Raw genomic sequence first — 15,938 nt, 5'->3', positions numbered from 1 at the left:
TCAATCTATACACAAAGCTCTATTGACTATACTGCTAATGTAAGAGACTCCTCTCTGGGCGTAACATGCACTATTGAATCATTGTCTCTTTTTTCAACGAATCGAAGTTCATACCCTGAAACAAATTTAGCAATGGCCGCTTTAAATAAAACTTCCGTCACTGCAAATGCCGGGCAATTGCGTAAACCTACTGAAAAAGGAACAAATGGAAATTGACCCGTGGTGCGGCTAGCTTCTGACCCTGAAGGCAAAAAGCGTTTAGGGTCAAACTCCTCAGGATTAGTCCAGTATTGTTCACCTTTAGCTAAAGCATGCAAATCAAATATAATCATGGTGTTGGGCGGAATGGTCATTGCATCAGATGAATATCCACTTTGAGCATATCTGGGTACCGCAACAGGCGCATCAAACCGCACGGCTTCCTTGTAAAATGCATTCAATATGGGTAACGATTTAAGAAGTCCAATATCCATCCCATCTCCAATCACCAAGCCAGAGCCATCAATCTCATCTCGGAGCATCTGAAACTTGCTGGGGTCTAGGACAATTTGTTCCAGACATAATACAATTGCATCCGTTAGATTGTCTGCAGCTTTTAATATCATCGGAAGAGATTGAACCACAGGATTTTCAAAATATCTTCTAATCTCATCAACAGATAATGATTTTATTGCGGATGACAGTTCTTCTACTGAAAGGCTTGGATGTTCATCTCTAAATAAACTGACCACAGCAGCAGCAATTAAATTAGCATTTTCCGGATGGTCATCCGTATGCAGGACTTCGACCAGTTTTTCAAATTCTTGCTCTAAAATACCCCGTGAAAACGCTCTGTAAACATCTCGTTTCTTTCTTAAGCTCGGCATCAAATTCAGCAATTCAGGAAAAGGAAATGCACCCCAACGCTTCACATCATTTCGATAAGCCTCCATCAAGTCGTAAGTATTGGTTGGTAATTGCTTAACACCTAATATGTTTCCTACCATAACCGCTCGAACGATGCCACAGACTGCATGTCTGATTTGGATGTCTGTAGCAGCATCCATATTACTTTCGATTTCTGTGATGATAGGATTAACCAATCTAGACGGAACGAGAAAACGGGATAAATTTTTTCGCAATGTTATGGCATCATGTCCCGTGTCTGAAATAATAAAAAAATCATTGCCAGAAAAAATTTAAAAGAGGCATGCCCTTTGCGCCCAGATTTCTCTGTGTCAAATCGATTTAGTAATTCAACAAATTGCGATTGCGACTTTGGTGTAACCACCGCATAATTTCCACCCAAATATCCCAAACTGACAACGCTATAACCAAATTCACTACGTCGTGCTTCAGCGGTTAATGTTTGGATCATCAATTTAGGATCATGCATAAATTCTCTGGTATAACCTATGCTAAGTCTTTCTATTCGGCTAAGAAGACCTACCACAGATTCATAAGCTTGATTAGAATAATACCGAATATTTAACGCAACTGAACTTTCAAATAGCCCACCAAACATACACAACTCCAAGCACATATAAAATCAATTTGCGCGATCATACACCTTTATGATCAATTTGAAAACAAACTTATAATCTCTGAGAGATGATTTGAACGATATGCAAGAAAGGCTTATTACATAGCAGAGCAAACGCATCTATATTTTGAACATGTATTTGTTTAAAAATTTGTCTTTGCGAGCGATAGCGAAGCAACCCAGATCGACACCCTATTGAAAATTGGGTCTAGATTGCTGAATTATTTTTAGTCATAAGATGCGTTTGCCCTGTATCACATAGGCTAAATAACCCCGGCCGGCCATTCACCAGGCTATTAGTTTTTTGGGCCCCTCTGACTTTTAATCTGGCCACGCTCTTGCCTGATTATTTTTTCAAGCCAGTTTCAGGAGAATTTGATGATGCCTCTCGAAGATGTTCTCGAGTCCAATCAAATAAATTTTGACCAACCGCCATTCCAACGGCAACCCTTGCAGTGCCCCATCCAATTCTGAATTGTCGTTGAAAAAAACTCAATCGACTCAAAAGAGAGGGTTGGTGATTCTTTGACTCATTCCACACATGGGTTAATGCCTCATACATAGATGGGGGTTTTAGGTTTGGGGGCATTGCGTATTGCATATTACGAACGTAATTAAACGGACTTGATGCAACAGTAGCTACTCCGGCTGCACTTGCATTATGGATAAATTCAAGATAAGACGGCGTCGAGCCAGTTGTTTTATCTTCTTTGTCCGTCGTGTTCATAAAACTACGCAACATTTCATAAGTACTTCCAAAGACCATATCACGTGTCATCGTAGCAGTCGTTCCTTTTAGAAAAGGTTTAAAACCTCCAAGCGCCCACATTTCACGAATACTTGAGCGAAACGACGCATTTTCTTGCCCCCACGTATGATATTTGACGGCAGAAATACCATTGGTCAACGCACCTCCGATGCTTCCTGCGATCATACCTACGTATAATTGAGAAACTGTTTGACTAACTCCTAAGTTATGGCGTAAATAAGGAAACAGGTAAGTGTTTAACTCCCCTTGAGCTATGTAATAAATACCCCCAAGAAATGCGCGTTGCACGACTGCTTGAGAAAACCCCTGATAAGGCGATTTGAAGTTTTGAATTGAAAGGAAAGGACGATTATGTTTCACGGATAAATATAAAGCACGATCCCATGGATTAAATAACCCTGAATTTGACGCTCCTGCAATCAATCCGCTGACAACATCTATATTAAACGTTTGTTTATAGGTTAACTTCGAGTCCCGTTCACCTAAGCTTTCCTTCTCATCATGTTCATTACTCATACTTACACCCACTGGGCAACTATTTTTCCAACATATTATTATATTTGTAAAAAATTAATACAATATTAACCGGTTGAACATCTCCAAAATTACAACGTATCTCAGGCATGAAATATATATCCCCCGCCGGGATGCTGCTGATAAGTACAGGGGTGTTCTTGAACATAATCTCTATCTATTGGTTAATCCTGGTTACAAGCAACCAGGCTACCTTACCGATAAAATGATGAAATTTGAGGATTATAAATTTGGACAGTCGGCCTGATGATATAAGACGAGAGCATGATAGATAGCCGCATAATCTGCAAACGCCTCCTTATTGGATTTTACATCATCAAATACTGCATTTGTTCGATTACAACTTCCTACTTGCGTAAGATTCAAATGATCCCCATTTGCTTTTTTGTAGGACATAAAATCCACACCGCAATGCAGATGCGGTCTCTTTGCTCCAGAATTTCCTAAAAACTCCTGGTTATTACAAAAGGTTTTTTAAAATTAATTTTAAAAAAATCAATATCCTTCGCAAATGAAGTCACAGGAAGAAAAATAAAAAAGCACATCGCTGTCATTAAGATTTTTTTTATCATCATAAAACTCATAAATAATGGTTACAGCCAAATAGAATAAGTTACCAACTGCCTATTTAAGGCTCTATAATAACAGCAAGCGTAGCCTTGATGAAGTAAGTCATATAAGCATTCTATTGATTATTTAATTGATCAAATAACTTGCAACATGCTCAATATAAGGCATAATAATGCCATTTATCTCAACATGGAGCGCATGAAAGAATGAAACCAATCTTTGCTAAAGAAAATGGCCGCTGGAGCACGGTATACCATAGTGAAAAATATCAGGACGTACATTACGTAGGCTTTAAAGTAAAGTTTGCTGAATCAGAAGAATTACAAACTTTAACCATTAAAACAACCGCTCACTATTCGTCAGCCCTGAGCTACTCCATTGATGGGAATCCTGATGTAATCTGTGATGAGCATTCATGGGTCAATGCATTATTACAAGCAGCAAATCAAGACGGGTATTTCGCAGAGCGCCCGAAAGAGTTTGAATTACATACTGAAGAAAGCGAATATTGGTATGCTTTGACAGAAAAATGCAAGCAAGCCATTTGGCAAGAACATAGAGAAGTGATGGAACTCTTTAGACACAGTTTCACTGCTGGAAGCGCAATTGCTTTACCAAATACCCAACCGGGACCGAAATATCGTCATGAGGATGTAGCCAAATTAACATCATCATTATAAAAAATTGACGGAACTAATGACTTGTTTAGTTCCGTCCTAAAAATTCTTTATATTGATATTAAACGTTGCTTTCCCGGCGCCAAATCCTCTAAAGTCCAGCGATCAATACGATATCGAATCAGGCGAAGAGTTGGAAAACCAATGGCCGCTGTCATTTTGCGAATTTGATGATTTTTACCTCTTCCAAAATAATCTCTAACCAGCTCGTAGGAATAGACTGACGAAACCGAATTGGCGGATCTCGTGACCAAATCTTAGGTTCGTCAATCAATGTTACTTTAGCAGGTAAAAATTGCTGATCCTTAATCTTCAGCCCCTGACGTAATGGGGTCAATTGACTTTCATCAGGAATGCCTTCCACTTGAACCCAATAGTATTTCTTTTTATTGTGACGGGGATGACTTAAACGATGCTGTAAAGCACCATCATTCGTTAAGAGGAGTAATCCTTCGCTGTTTTTATCTAATCGTCCAGCGGCATAAAAACCTGGTAACTGAATAAAATCGGCAAGCGTTTTTTCTCCCGGACTACCCGTAAATTGGCAAACTACGCCATAGGGTTTATTAAACAACAAAAGTTGACGCATCCAAACTCACCGCTTTTTTAAAGTTTGTACTGATATAATGCTTGCCAAATTTTATCAAGCAAAGCCATAACCACGCTTTAAGTTTCATGGTTATGGCAGCAATTCACTGAAGCATTAACTACCAGAACTTTCACTACTGACGTTTGCTTTTACCTCTACTGGCACGAATTTTCCAGAAGTAATGATGTTTTCTTCACCATCTGCACCTGATATTGAAGCATGCTCATGGAACTGACATTGTTGGAGATCTTCTGCCGTCATATTGGGTACAAAAGCGCTTGCATTATGAGTTAATTTAAGAACAATTTTTGGACAATGAACATCCAATCGATCATCATCTGTTGCCACTGCTTTAAATAAAACCCCAGACAAGGATTTCCCTTCTGCATCTGTAAACGTTGTGACACTCCCTGAGATGTAGCAATTATCACCGGCTTTAGTACTTTTGGCGACAAACTCTTGGGTATCGGCAAACACTCCACTCGCTAAGATAAGCCCAGAAAAACCCAACACTATTGGATACCTTTTCATCATTATCTCCTTAATTTAATGAATAATAGATTCTACTATACGTTTTATGATTACATCAGGCTACTCATTTAGTCTCATCACTTTGGTTAACCGCAACCAGGCTCCCCTTCCCTACTAGGTGATTGGTGATTTTCCGGTATAATGAATTTTTGCCTTAGAGCAAAAGCTCTAAAATTTCAGACTTTCACCCATCATATAATCAAATAAGGACAAGTAATATGGTAATTATTTATTACCAAACCGATTCAGGGATGCAATCAACAAGCCTTACTGATGTTAATAAGCACCTGCTTCAAAAGGCAGTATGGATAGATTTGCTCTGCCCGACAAAAGAAGAAGAAAAAATGCTCGAAGAGCAATTGAATATCGAAATTCCTACGAAAAAAGAAGTTGAAGAAATTGAACCATCCAGTCGATTATATATTGAAAATAGTGCGTTATACATGACAGCAACCATGGTTGCCCTGTCCGATTTACCCCAAATGAAAACCGACGTCGTTACATTCATTCTTACTGAAACAAGTTTAATTACCTTACGCTATATTGAACTGCACGCGTTTAACTTGTTTATTGCAAAATTATTACGCTCACGAACAAAAATTTACAACGCTAAATCTTTATTAATAGATTTATTAGATGCTGCGGTAGATAGACTCGCCGATATTTTAGAAAAAATAAGCCATAAATTTGATGAAATTTCCCAGCTTATTTTTCATCAAAAAGAAAATAATCCCACAACCGCGGAAACCAACTATAAACATATCTTACAAAGCATTGGGGCAAATGGCGATCTGGGTACCAAAGCCAGTGAAAGTTTGGTGTCATTTACTCGCTTAATATCTTACTTAGAACAAGTCCATGGCTCGGATATTCCTAAAGAGGCCATGACCTATCTTGTCATCATCCATAAAGACATCGATGCGCTTCGAGAACATGCAAACTTTCTTTCTACTAAATTCAGCTTTTTGCTGGATGCAACCTTGGGAATGATTAATATAGAGCAAAATAATACCATTAAAATTTTCTCAGTTGCCGCCGTTATTTTTCTGCCACCAACCCTCATTGCCAGTATCTATGGAATGAATTTCAACTATATACCAGAACTGCATTGGCATATCGGCTATCCTCTTGCAATATTGATGATGTTTATTTCCGCGTGGCTGCCATATAGGTATTTTAAAAAGAAAAAATGGCTCTAAAGACGACACAGCGCATTTATTTGACTCTTGCCATCTAGCTCCATACAAAAAGCATGATATGGGGTATTGAGTGATGAAAATGTACTTAGGGCGAACAACTTAGCTTCCGAGTATTGTCGGTGCAACATTCATGTAAGACCATTCCTCTGCTGTTTATTAGCAATAATGGTCAAATAACCCTTTTATAATCAGAGTAATCTCGTAAATGTAAATACAGCAATCATTTGAACCTGAGAAAAGCATGAATTACGAGCGTCAATTAAAAAAGGTAATTGAGTTTATCGGCAAACATCTCGACGATAAACTTACTTTAACGCAATTGAGTCATATTGCCTGCTTTTCAAAATATCATTTTCATCGCTTATTTACTGCTTATACCGGTTTGTCTTTACAACAGTATATACGCTGGCTGCGTCTAAAAAGAGCAGCCCATCAATTGATTGTTGAGAAAGATAAATCCATTCTTAAAATCGCAATCGATGCGGGATTTGAATCTCATGAGTCATTTACACGGGCTTTTAAACAAGCTTGCGGCGTCAGCCCAAGGGAGTTTAGGTCGCAAGCAAGCTGGCAAGCATGGGAACCGTATTGTTTGCCTAAACGAGGTGAAATGATGGACGTCATTATCAGAACAATAGAAGCAAAGCGTTTAGCCATAATAGAGCATCGTGGCAACCCTAAAACGATGGGTGAAAGCGTAAACAAATTAATCCATTGGGCAAAATCTCAATCCATAAACTTGAAACCCAAAGCAGGAGAAGCGTTTGGATTTGCCTACGATGATCCAAAAACAACCCCCGCAGCAGAGTTTCGTTTTGATCTCGGCATTACTGTACCCGAACAATTGCAACTTAAGGGCGCAGTGGTTGAAAAACGATTGCCTACGGGACGTTATGCCGTCGCCTTACACAAAGGCTCGCGTGATACCATTGGTAATACTGTGTATGGATTATATCGTGACTGGCTACCCCGCTCAAACGAAGAACTGGGGAATTTGCCTTGTATTTTTTGTTACTACAATTTTGATCATGAAGTGGCTGAAACCGAGTTACTAACCGAATGCTGGTTGTTGTTAAAGTAGTCTTTTCTTGTTTCACAATTACAAGCACGGCTTTGCTATAATGTTAAAAATAAACAGTAAAGCCTGCCTCCCTTCTTTTTAACACAAAGATTGGGTGTTTGTCGTAAGTCCTATATGATTAAATCATTCAACTGAAATTGGATGACAATATGCAAGATTTCATCCTGGTTATATCCATTGCTATAGCAGCCGCAATTGCGTCTCCTGTTGGTGGTCTAATTGCAATCTGGAAGAAACCAACGACCTTTTTTATGTCACTGGCGCTCGGCTTTGCCAGCGGGGTTCTTCTGGCAACGGCCAGTTTTGAAATGCTCCCGCAAGCACAAGAACTGAGCTCACTATCCATTACTGTCATTGGGTTTGCGGTCGGTTTTATCCTGGTGTATGCATTTGACTTATTTATTCACCGAGGAAAACTCGCTGGAGAAGAGTCAGAACAATATCTTAAAGTACGGCAATTCTATCAACGGCATCACATCAAACAGGGTGAAGTAACCGTTCTGGCCGGGGGAACCAGTATTGAAGAATTGATTGAAGGCATCAGCATCGGAGTTGGAGCAGCCATCAAACCAGGGTTGGGATTATTAATTGGCTTGGCCATCATCGTGGATAATCTGAGTGAAGGTTTAAGTGTAGGTGAACTCATTCGAGCAGAACAGCATTCTAAAAACTATAATTACAAGCAACGAATTCTTGCCTGGACAAGCTTAATTGGCGGAGCCTTGCTGGTGTCTTCATTGCTGGGGTGGTATTTTCTTCGGGGACTACCTTCCTCCATCCTCGGATTCTTAATTGCTATAGCCGGAGGAGGATTATTCTATCTGACAATCACCAAGTTAGTCCCGGAAGCAGAAGAACGTCATTATCAACAATCAGCAGCGCTAGCCATGGCCATCGGATTTTTGTTTATCTTTACTCTCTCAAAGTTTTTCTAGCAGTTAACATAACTTCAAATTTAACTGATTTTTCATACAGCGGTAGAACATTGGCATATCTCCACTAACAGATTCACCTACCGATGGCTCGATTAATCCTGCCCGAGACAAGGTTGCTGAAATTTCGATGAATAACCATTGAATTATTGGTTAAATTTCAAAACATTCTTTTAACAAAAATATGATTAGGCTTCTCATAAATTATTTACTGAGGCATAATCTTTCTCAATTCGAAGCCAATACTCTCCATAAAGCATCCGTCTTGGCATTGGGTATGGATGCCCATAAAAGCTTCGGCATGACAAAAGATAAAAATTGGTAATTTAGAATCATTAGGAATGATTACTATGAAATACAAACTGTTGTTTATCTTGATGTGGTGTTGGCCATTGATAGGCCTTGGATATGATTTATCAGGACTTTATTTAGGTCCTAGTATAGGATATGAGTTTAATCCGATTGAATATCAGGTGATTAGTCCACCTGCTTCTGATTCTATCAGCCGCAGAACATATAATGCCCAAGGCCTGGTGGGCGGTGGTGTCATGGGTCTTGGAAAACAATTCAATCGAATTTATCTAGGAATTGAGGTACGTGGTCTGGTCAGCGGTGCTGAAGCCAGTGAAACGTTTAATAGCTTGGGGGGGCAACAGTCTTTATCCATCTCCCAAGAGAATACAAAAAGCGCAGGCGCGCGCTTGGGATTTCAATTAAATCCAAACTGGATGCCCTATTTGTATGTTGGGAATGTTTGGTCTGCCCTCAAAGTCACTGAAACGAATACAATTGGTTCTTTAAATTTTAATAGTAGCGATAGCATAAAAAAAACATTAAGCAATCCCGCCGTAGGAGGAGGAATTATTCTCCCCTTAACAGAAGCATTGAAAATAAATATGAATTTTTTTCATGTATTTTATAATGATAAAACATCCCATTTAGTGACTCTTTTCCCTAATTTTCAGAAAGAGGCGCATTATTCACCAAAACAAAATATATTCTTATTTGATGTTGTTTATTTATTCCATATATAAAATGGTTCATTGGGCCATTTATAAATGATTTTTTATATCGCTAAATGGCTTATAAAACCTGAGGAATAGCTTTCAAAGCTCGAGGCGATAATTGTCATGACGCAAGCTATCCAATAAATCAGCCGTTCGCGTACTAATACTGCCTTTTCGTATATCAGGAAACTCCTGTTCTACTTCTTCAACAGCTGCGCTGGCATCCATCATTTCTGCCTTAACCAATAAGGCTTTTAATCCTTTTACTTTTTCTGCCTTTCTATGCTTGTGGGGATATGGCCAACAGCTGTTTATTTCCTTTTCCAGCTTTCTAATCAGACTATTTACCTCCACAATATGCTCAGGAGTGAGTTTTGAAGCATGGGAAGCAGCAACTTCTTCCGTACTTTGCCTCAGTGACCTTGTGGTAGTTTGGGGAAATCTTGCAACGCTTAATATTGGAGAATCCAATTGGATTTGCGCGAAAGGATCAGCAACACGATGGCCAGGATTATGTTTTTATCCGGTAATCCTAGATAATAACTTTGCTTTACCCAAATCTGTTGGCCCTGAACAGCAGTATCGCCCCTTCCTCCAACTTCATAATAAAGCTCATCCTCCATCACAATACACCACTCATTCCTGTAATTAAAACGGGTTGGTTTCCCTTCTGTGTTAAGAAGAACAGCGTCATATTTTGTTTGAATGTCTTCCTCATCTGAATTGATTGGTCTAGGATCTACGCCAATATTGTGACTTCTTAATAAGAACTCAATGCGATTAAGAAAAGCTGCTATTTTTAATTTATTTTTCAATTCTTCTTCATAAAAATAAAAGCCACTTGCTTACTGGGCTGGCCGGTATGAGCCAATTGCTTCCCAGCAAGCTTTATGCTGACTCGTGGTGCACGTTCACTATTCAGTTCTTGTACTATCAAGTGAGCCGCTTCGGCTATTTTTTCTGGATCAATGCTAATATGAATTTTCCATCCATTACCCGGATTACCCCCACTACTTCCCGTGACGCCTGCAATCAGTTCATCACCTTTTGAATCAGGGATTGCAATCCAAGACTTACTTTCATGACTATCAAAATCTGAATGGTAGATTTTATCTAATGTTTCCAGGCTAATGGGCATGTTGTAAAACCAATAATTAATTTTGATTAAAATTATATCACTATAAATTAAGATGATTCAATTTTTACTGTCGCTTCCTAGCGCCAACTATGGCAATCGGTCTTTTCTGCTTTCATATACCTATACTTATGGTTTGTTCTTCTCTCTCGCTACCTGTTATTTGAACAAAGGCTTTTAAAATAGCTTCTGGATAATGGTAACAAGGGGATGGTGGTGAGCGTGTTGCACCTTCCCAGTGAGCTAATTTCATTTTTTCAAGAACCACATCGTAAAAATCAATCTCTTCTTTATCCGTCGTCGCCACAACACCGTCAAGATAAAAACAGTCCTCACAGAAAGCAATATGATTTCTATCATTATCGAGCAACACAAAATGCTTACTCCGAAGCTCTGGCACGGAACGAAACAGACCGTGCAGACGATACCCTTTTAAAAGCAAAGAAACGGAACTTTGCGATAGATGCAATTTTTCACTGTCATGTTGCGGATTAAGAAATAAAGATTGGTTAAAGTGCTCACTGGCTTCGTCTGATAAGTGACACAGTTGGGAAACAATAGAAAGTACAGGTTTAAGCCATAATCCGGAAGTAAATATAACAATATCATCACCTCTCGCATATATGGTTTCAATCATTGTTTTGAGCTCATAGAATACAATGAAACGTTTGCAGTTAGAATTTTTGCTTTACAACAGTAAAAAATATCTATCTATATTGGTAGGAAGCCCATAGAATTAGTTTTATAATTTAATATAAAAACATCAAAGATAAAAAATGAAACAGATTTTCTGTATTCTCTTAATTTTTTTTACCAATTGCCTTCCCGTGATGGCTGCCATTAAAATTGGCACTCCTATTTATGATCCGCCTTACGCAGTCAATGATAAAACCACGGGTGTTTCAGGCGCCGATATTGATTTAATGAACATCATTTGCAGCCGTCTTAAGTGGGACTGCGATTACGTGCCGATGCGATATTACGAATTATTTCCAGCCCTGGAAGCAGGTAAAATTGATTTTGCAATAGGTGCACTGATTATTACTGCAGACAAACAAGAAAAATATCTTTTTACCTTGCCATACATGATTTCTGAGGGAGGTTTTTTACTGACAGCCAATAATCCAATTAACAGTGTAAACGAGTTACAAGGCAAACGCATAGGGGCATTACAAGGAAGAGAATACATTAATTACCTATCGCAAAATTTCTTAGGCAAATTTACCATTGTGGGTTATGAACGCCCGGCTGAATTAGTCACTGACCTCTATAATGGCAAAGTAGATGCTATGTTTGCAAATTATTTGACCATTTTATATCTACAACATCAATATCCGGAGTACACCAAAGTATTAAAAGAACATTTTAAAATAGGTAATGGCCTTGGTATTGCGACACTGCCTGCCAATAAAGCGCAAGTGGAGCAAATCAACAAAATATTATTGCAGTTTGGGTCAGATGGTACGTTCATTAAATTGTATAAATATAATTTTGAATTTATTTCTCTCCATACTATAAAAAATCAGGCGCAAGCCATATTATCTTTACTCATATCCTCAGGAAAAAATGCATAACCTAAAGATAGAGTTTTATTGCGCGCCATCATCCTGGAAACATACCCTTAATGATTAAATTTTTCCGACCTTCAGGAAAAATCACTTCATTTTTTGTTAATAATTAATTCTTATACTTATAGCAACAGGGGCTTTTTGAAACTAGCAATGAAATGTTTACGCGGTGTCACAGTATATTATTGGAGTGCAAATCACATTGCCCTTAACATTACTCAAGCCGATCATATTTACGAAGATGGAAAATTTTCCGCTGAATATGATGAGGACGGTAAATTGGTTCATGCTGACAAATTCCGAGCCCTTACGCACAATAGTGATCCAGAGTTACGATGCACATCCAACCATACCCCAGAAGCGCTTAAAGATCTGATTAACGCCTGGTTTGACAATAAAAAGAAAAAATCCCTTCACTTATTGAAGATTTCTGGGAAGATTGTTCACTTTATATTCGTGAAGATCAGGTAGAATTACTAAAATCCTTGTATCAAATCATGCTTGAACATCATGCATTTGATGATGATGAGGATTTGGAAGATGGTTATGATGACGATCATCTGCCAGATAATATTGAAGTCTTAAGACACGCAGGGATTGATACGACAACCGGTTCAGAAAAACGTGTTGAATCCTTGATAAAAGCTGAAGCCTATGAAGCGTTACGTCCTCTGATAGAAAAACTGCGAGAAGATAAAACTGCTCTTGAAAAAAAATACATTATTTTAGATTTTGTAGAACAACTAAAAACCCAAAAAGGCCTGGGTATCGACGTAGAAGGTACTGATGAAGACATGATGTATGGTAAATTACCCCTTAAAGAATGGGTTTTACCATCGGGAAACTCACTTACGCTAGATGATAAAGATAATGATTACCTCGAACATTTAAACTTATTTGGATTAAATGTAAAAGGGATAGAAAAAGGCATAGAAAAATTTGAAGATCCAGAGAGCATCGTTCATCGAGGCTTCAAAGAAACCTATTATAAATTTTTTAGTAGATATCATAATTGCGCAGGGTATTCGCGTTTCTTACTTGAGCAAGGCGGCATCACTGCCTTTTGCTCCACCAATGAACTGGAAAAATTTGGCGTAACCGACCCATCCTTATACGATGCCTACATGGCTAAAGTTCAAACCAAAATAGCTGAGCTCAATGAAAAAGCTCGAGACTTAATGAGAAATGCAGGTATTGCCCCGAAACCACTCATTGCACTTGACACGAACTACTTGGCTCAGTTCAAAAAAGGTGAGCCAACATTTGATGAACTACCCAGGGCGGTAAGAAATGTCATTGATGAATATAATAAAGAATTGGCTGATGTAAGTTATGAACATAAAATAAAACTGTTAGCCAATCTTGTTAGTACGCTGCATAGTCACGACATCAAACAGCCTGAAGTCATTGACGCTCTTCAAAAAGAAGTTAGAAGAAACTATGAAATTAATTTCGATGCTCAATTTTCTCATAACCATTCATTTCAGTTGAAATGCCTGGGTGCATTAGCCACCATCAGTGTTGGAGCATTAGCAGTCGGCATACTGGCGATTGCATTTCCACCCCTCATTCCAATTACCTTAGCTGCAGCGATCGTTATTACTGCCGTTGCAGGCGCTACCCTTGCTATATCAATAGGATTATTTGCAAAAAAAATGCAGCCCCAGCGACCATCTACTGAACATAATATGACAGAAACGCAAGATGTTGGCGCAGACATGTTATAGGCATGCCTGCGTTAAAATAAAGATATTTTTATTACTTTTTTATTTATACGGATCCGTTCTGGATTACTTTAATGACACTTAACTAAACAAACGCTTAATTGCTGTCATAATAAATAGATAAATAAAACTCACGTAAAAAATGGCAGCAATATATCCCAGGACGATAAAGAGCCCATCTTTTTCTATAAGACCAAGACTAAAAATAATAAGCAACGTGGCAAGGATAAAATTACTCAACGGGATAGGCAGCATCAGAAGCAGCGCTATGCAAAAAATAATGATGCCATTCACAATTTCCATGAAGCGATAAGTCATAAACGCCCATCGCGGTTTTAAAAAATATTCTATTTTTATGAGATAAGGAACAGCCGCATGAATCATTTTAGTCATGGTTTCATAGTGAATGGTGCGCTCGGCTAGCATTTTAGGTAACCAAAGCGTTTTTCGGGCAAAGACCATTTGCGATGCAAGTATCGCTATTGGCAAACTAAAAAATACGGAAATTCCTGGAATCACTGAAAAAGGCAACGCGCTTGGCAAGGCAAAAAATAATAAAATGATACCAAAAGCCCGCTCTCCAAGTATTTGTAAAATACGCTGATAAGTAACTTCTCTGTTTAAATCACTTTGATTTGCAATTGCAAGCAGCATATCAGAAGATCGTCTATAGGTTTTTGTCATCACTCATTCTCTGTTTTATCTGTCAATTGCTTGGGATAAATGTTGACTTTAAGAATCCGGGAACCACTTACTTGTTCAATAACCGCATCAAATTCCGGGAAATTAATGTGTTCTTTTTCCTTTGGTATATAGCCTAATCGATGAAAAATCAAACCCGTCAGTGTTTCAATGTCTTCATTGACATCAATATCTCGATCAATAGCCTGCTCCAACGAGTAAATAGAGCAATTTCCTACAACCGATAAACTACCATCTTCATTTAATACCCAATCCACTTGTGTACGATGAAATTCATCTTTGATGCGACCAATCAGCACTTGCAACAAATTATCCAATGTTATAAATCCAAGAAGCGCATCTTGTCGACTATAAACCAAAGCAAAATGTGGCATCCCCTCACGAAATTTACGTAGCAAGTCCAATGCTGGCAAGCGTCGGGAAACCTTCAACACAGGCCTTAATAAAGACTGTAATTCGTTTATCTCCCCTTGTTGATATAAGACTGGAAGTAAATCTTTTACATGAATAATCCCAATTACATCCTGTTTATCGGGATCGTAGACTGGATAACGACTATAACGATATTCGAGGAGTATGCTCATAATCTCTTGAATAGGTTTTTTAATGTCAATCATGATCATTTCTTCACGAGATCTCATCACTTCAGTGACACGAAGATCTGCCAAATCCAACGTATGTTCAATTATCTCTACTTCTTCTTTAGTGAGTTCGCCATGCAGGTGGCTAGCACTTAAAAGCAATTTAATTTCTTCAGTGGTATAAAAATGCTCTCCCTGTTGCACAGGTGCCAAGCCCAGCGCTTTTAATAAAAAATTTGAACAACTATTCAATAACCAAATAGCTGGATACATTAACCAATAAAACCCATACAATGGGATAGCAGTCCAAACCGATACTTTTTCAGATTGACGAATAGCAAGTGATTTGGGCATTAATTCCCCAACCACAATGTGAAGAATTGAAATAAAAGAAAAGGCTGCAAAGAAAGCCACTACCGTTATTAATTGCGGAGAAACAATCCCGATAAACGCAAGAACCGGCTCGAGAAGATGAGCAAACGCCGGCTCACCAATCCAACCCAATCCAAGAGACGCAAAGGTTATACCAAGCTGGCATGCGGATAAATAAGCATCAAGATGCTTATGCACATGAGACAGAATTTGTCCTCTTAAACCATAGACGTTCTTAATTGCTTCAACGCGTGTTGCACGAATCTTAACCATCCCAAATTCTGCAGCTACAAAAAAGCATTTAATAAAACTAAAATAAACGCCAACAATACCAGTAAAAAATTTATCACGTATCCTGTCCTTTAAAATAATTACATTTAATTTTTTGAATATTAATAAATTTTATTTAAATTTAATGTTAGTCTGAATATAAACATGCTTACCC

At 38.4% G+C, this 15,938-nt stretch carries 17 protein-coding genes and 2 pseudogenes; 8 read left to right on the top strand and 11 right to left on the bottom strand.

Features of this window, described 5'->3' with window-relative positions; genetic code table 11:
- Positions 1-26: 26 nt before the first annotated feature.
- The 3 genes from LOA_RS03300 to LOA_RS03295 all read right to left on the bottom strand — a co-directional run bounded on the left by LOA_RS03300 (position 27) and on the right by LOA_RS03295 (position 2,807).
- Positions 27-1,121, bottom strand: coding sequence for a cytochrome P450 (locus LOA_RS03300; protein ID WP_238551314.1), 1,095 nt, complete (start codon positions 1,119-1,121; stop codon positions 27-29).
- A 2-nt stretch (positions 1,122-1,123) separates the two neighbouring features.
- Positions 1,124-1,504 carry a hypothetical protein gene (locus LOA_RS15155; protein WP_238551313.1) on the bottom strand — a complete coding sequence of 127 codons (381 nt, stop codon included), beginning with the start codon at positions 1,502-1,504 and terminating at the stop codon, positions 1,124-1,126.
- Between the two features lie 364 nt (positions 1,505-1,868).
- Positions 1,869-2,807: a hypothetical protein gene (locus LOA_RS03295; RefSeq protein ID WP_025385132.1), complete on the bottom strand. Its 939-nt coding sequence runs from the start codon at positions 2,805-2,807 to the stop codon at positions 1,869-1,871.
- Positions 2,808-3,601: 794 nt separating this feature from the next.
- On the opposite strand from LOA_RS03295, the gene LOA_RS03285 reads away from it, so the two are divergent.
- On the top strand, positions 3,602-4,075 hold the full coding sequence (locus LOA_RS03285; protein ID WP_025385131.1) for a hypothetical protein: 474 nt from the start codon (positions 3,602-3,604) through the stop codon (positions 4,073-4,075).
- 47 nt (positions 4,076-4,122) lie between these two features.
- On the opposite strand, the pseudogene LOA_RS03280 reads toward LOA_RS03285, so the two are convergent.
- Positions 4,123-4,661: pseudogene (locus LOA_RS03280) on the bottom strand (pseudouridine synthase).
- A gap of 114 nt (positions 4,662-4,775) precedes the next feature.
- On the bottom strand, positions 4,776-5,195 hold the full coding sequence (locus LOA_RS03275; RefSeq protein WP_148294859.1) for a hypothetical protein: 420 nt from the start codon (positions 5,193-5,195) through the stop codon (positions 4,776-4,778).
- Between the two features lie 215 nt (positions 5,196-5,410).
- Between LOA_RS03275 and LOA_RS03270 the strand changes: the two genes are divergently transcribed.
- The 4 genes from LOA_RS03270 (at position 5,411) to LOA_RS03255 (ending at position 9,438) form a co-directional block, all read left to right on the top strand.
- Positions 5,411-6,391 (top strand): magnesium transporter CorA family protein, encoded by a 981-nt coding sequence (locus LOA_RS03270; RefSeq protein ID WP_025385129.1) that lies wholly within the window; start codon positions 5,411-5,413, stop codon positions 6,389-6,391.
- 241 nt (positions 6,392-6,632) lie between these two features.
- Positions 6,633-7,472, top strand: coding sequence for an AraC family transcriptional regulator (locus LOA_RS03265; RefSeq protein WP_025385128.1), 840 nt, complete (start codon positions 6,633-6,635; stop codon positions 7,470-7,472).
- A gap of 149 nt (positions 7,473-7,621) precedes the next feature.
- On the top strand, positions 7,622-8,407 hold the full coding sequence (locus LOA_RS03260; protein WP_025385127.1) for a ZIP family metal transporter: 786 nt from the start codon (positions 7,622-7,624) through the stop codon (positions 8,405-8,407).
- Between the two features lie 347 nt (positions 8,408-8,754).
- Complete coding sequence (locus LOA_RS03255; protein ID WP_025385126.1) at positions 8,755-9,438, top strand: outer membrane protein; 684 nt, start codon at positions 8,755-8,757, stop codon at positions 9,436-9,438.
- Between the two features lie 72 nt (positions 9,439-9,510).
- Here LOA_RS03255 and LOA_RS03250 read toward each other — a convergent pair whose 3' ends face one another.
- The 4 genes from LOA_RS03250 to LOA_RS03235 form a co-directional block, all read right to left on the bottom strand.
- Positions 9,511-9,882 (bottom strand): hypothetical protein, encoded by a 372-nt coding sequence (locus LOA_RS03250; protein ID WP_025385125.1) that lies wholly within the window; start codon positions 9,880-9,882, stop codon positions 9,511-9,513.
- Positions 9,864-10,226, bottom strand: a complete 363-nt coding sequence (locus tag LOA_RS03245) for a hypothetical protein (protein WP_025385124.1) — start codon at positions 10,224-10,226, stop codon at positions 9,864-9,866. Before LOA_RS03245 ends, LOA_RS03250 begins: the two co-directional genes overlap by 19 nt.
- Positions 10,223-10,549, bottom strand: coding sequence for a hypothetical protein (locus tag LOA_RS03240; RefSeq protein ID WP_025385123.1), 327 nt, complete (start codon positions 10,547-10,549; stop codon positions 10,223-10,225). Before LOA_RS03240 ends, LOA_RS03245 begins: the two co-directional genes overlap by 4 nt.
- 112 nt (positions 10,550-10,661) lie before the next feature.
- The gene (locus LOA_RS03235) at positions 10,662-11,183 is read right to left on the bottom strand and encodes a hypothetical protein (protein ID WP_051398920.1); all 522 of its coding nucleotides are present in this window, start codon (positions 11,181-11,183) and stop codon (positions 10,662-10,664) included.
- A 139-nt stretch (positions 11,184-11,322) separates the two neighbouring features.
- On the opposite strand from LOA_RS03235, the gene LOA_RS03230 reads away from it, so the two are divergent.
- From LOA_RS03230 to LOA_RS03220, 3 genes are all read left to right on the top strand, one after another.
- Positions 11,323-12,120, top strand: a complete 798-nt coding sequence (locus LOA_RS03230; protein WP_025385122.1) for a transporter substrate-binding domain-containing protein — start codon at positions 11,323-11,325, stop codon at positions 12,118-12,120.
- A 147-nt stretch (positions 12,121-12,267) separates the two neighbouring features.
- On the top strand, positions 12,268-12,585 hold the full coding sequence (locus LOA_RS03225) for a hypothetical protein (RefSeq protein ID WP_025385121.1): 318 nt from the start codon (positions 12,268-12,270) through the stop codon (positions 12,583-12,585).
- A gap of 26 nt (positions 12,586-12,611) precedes the next feature.
- Positions 12,612-13,841 (top strand): hypothetical protein, encoded by a 1,230-nt coding sequence (locus LOA_RS03220; protein WP_025385120.1) that lies wholly within the window; start codon positions 12,612-12,614, stop codon positions 13,839-13,841.
- Between the two features lie 78 nt (positions 13,842-13,919).
- On the opposite strand, the gene LOA_RS03215 is transcribed toward LOA_RS03220, so the two are convergent.
- Positions 13,920-14,522: an exopolysaccharide biosynthesis protein gene (locus tag LOA_RS03215; protein WP_025385119.1), complete on the bottom strand. Its 603-nt coding sequence runs from the start codon at positions 14,520-14,522 to the stop codon at positions 13,920-13,922.
- Positions 14,522-15,843 (bottom strand): annotated as a pseudogene (locus LOA_RS03210) (hemolysin family protein). The gene LOA_RS03215 and the pseudogene LOA_RS03210 overlap by 1 nt, the downstream one beginning before the upstream one ends.
- Between the last annotated feature and the right edge of the window lie 95 nt (positions 15,844-15,938).

The sequence above is a fragment of the Legionella oakridgensis ATCC 33761 = DSM 21215 genome (assembly GCF_000512355.1).
GTDB classification, from domain to species: Bacteria; Pseudomonadota; Gammaproteobacteria; order Legionellales; family Legionellaceae; genus Legionella_A; species Legionella_A oakridgensis.
The sequence above is the reverse complement of the archived record's forward strand: the minus strand, read 5'-3'. Positions and strand labels throughout refer to the sequence as shown.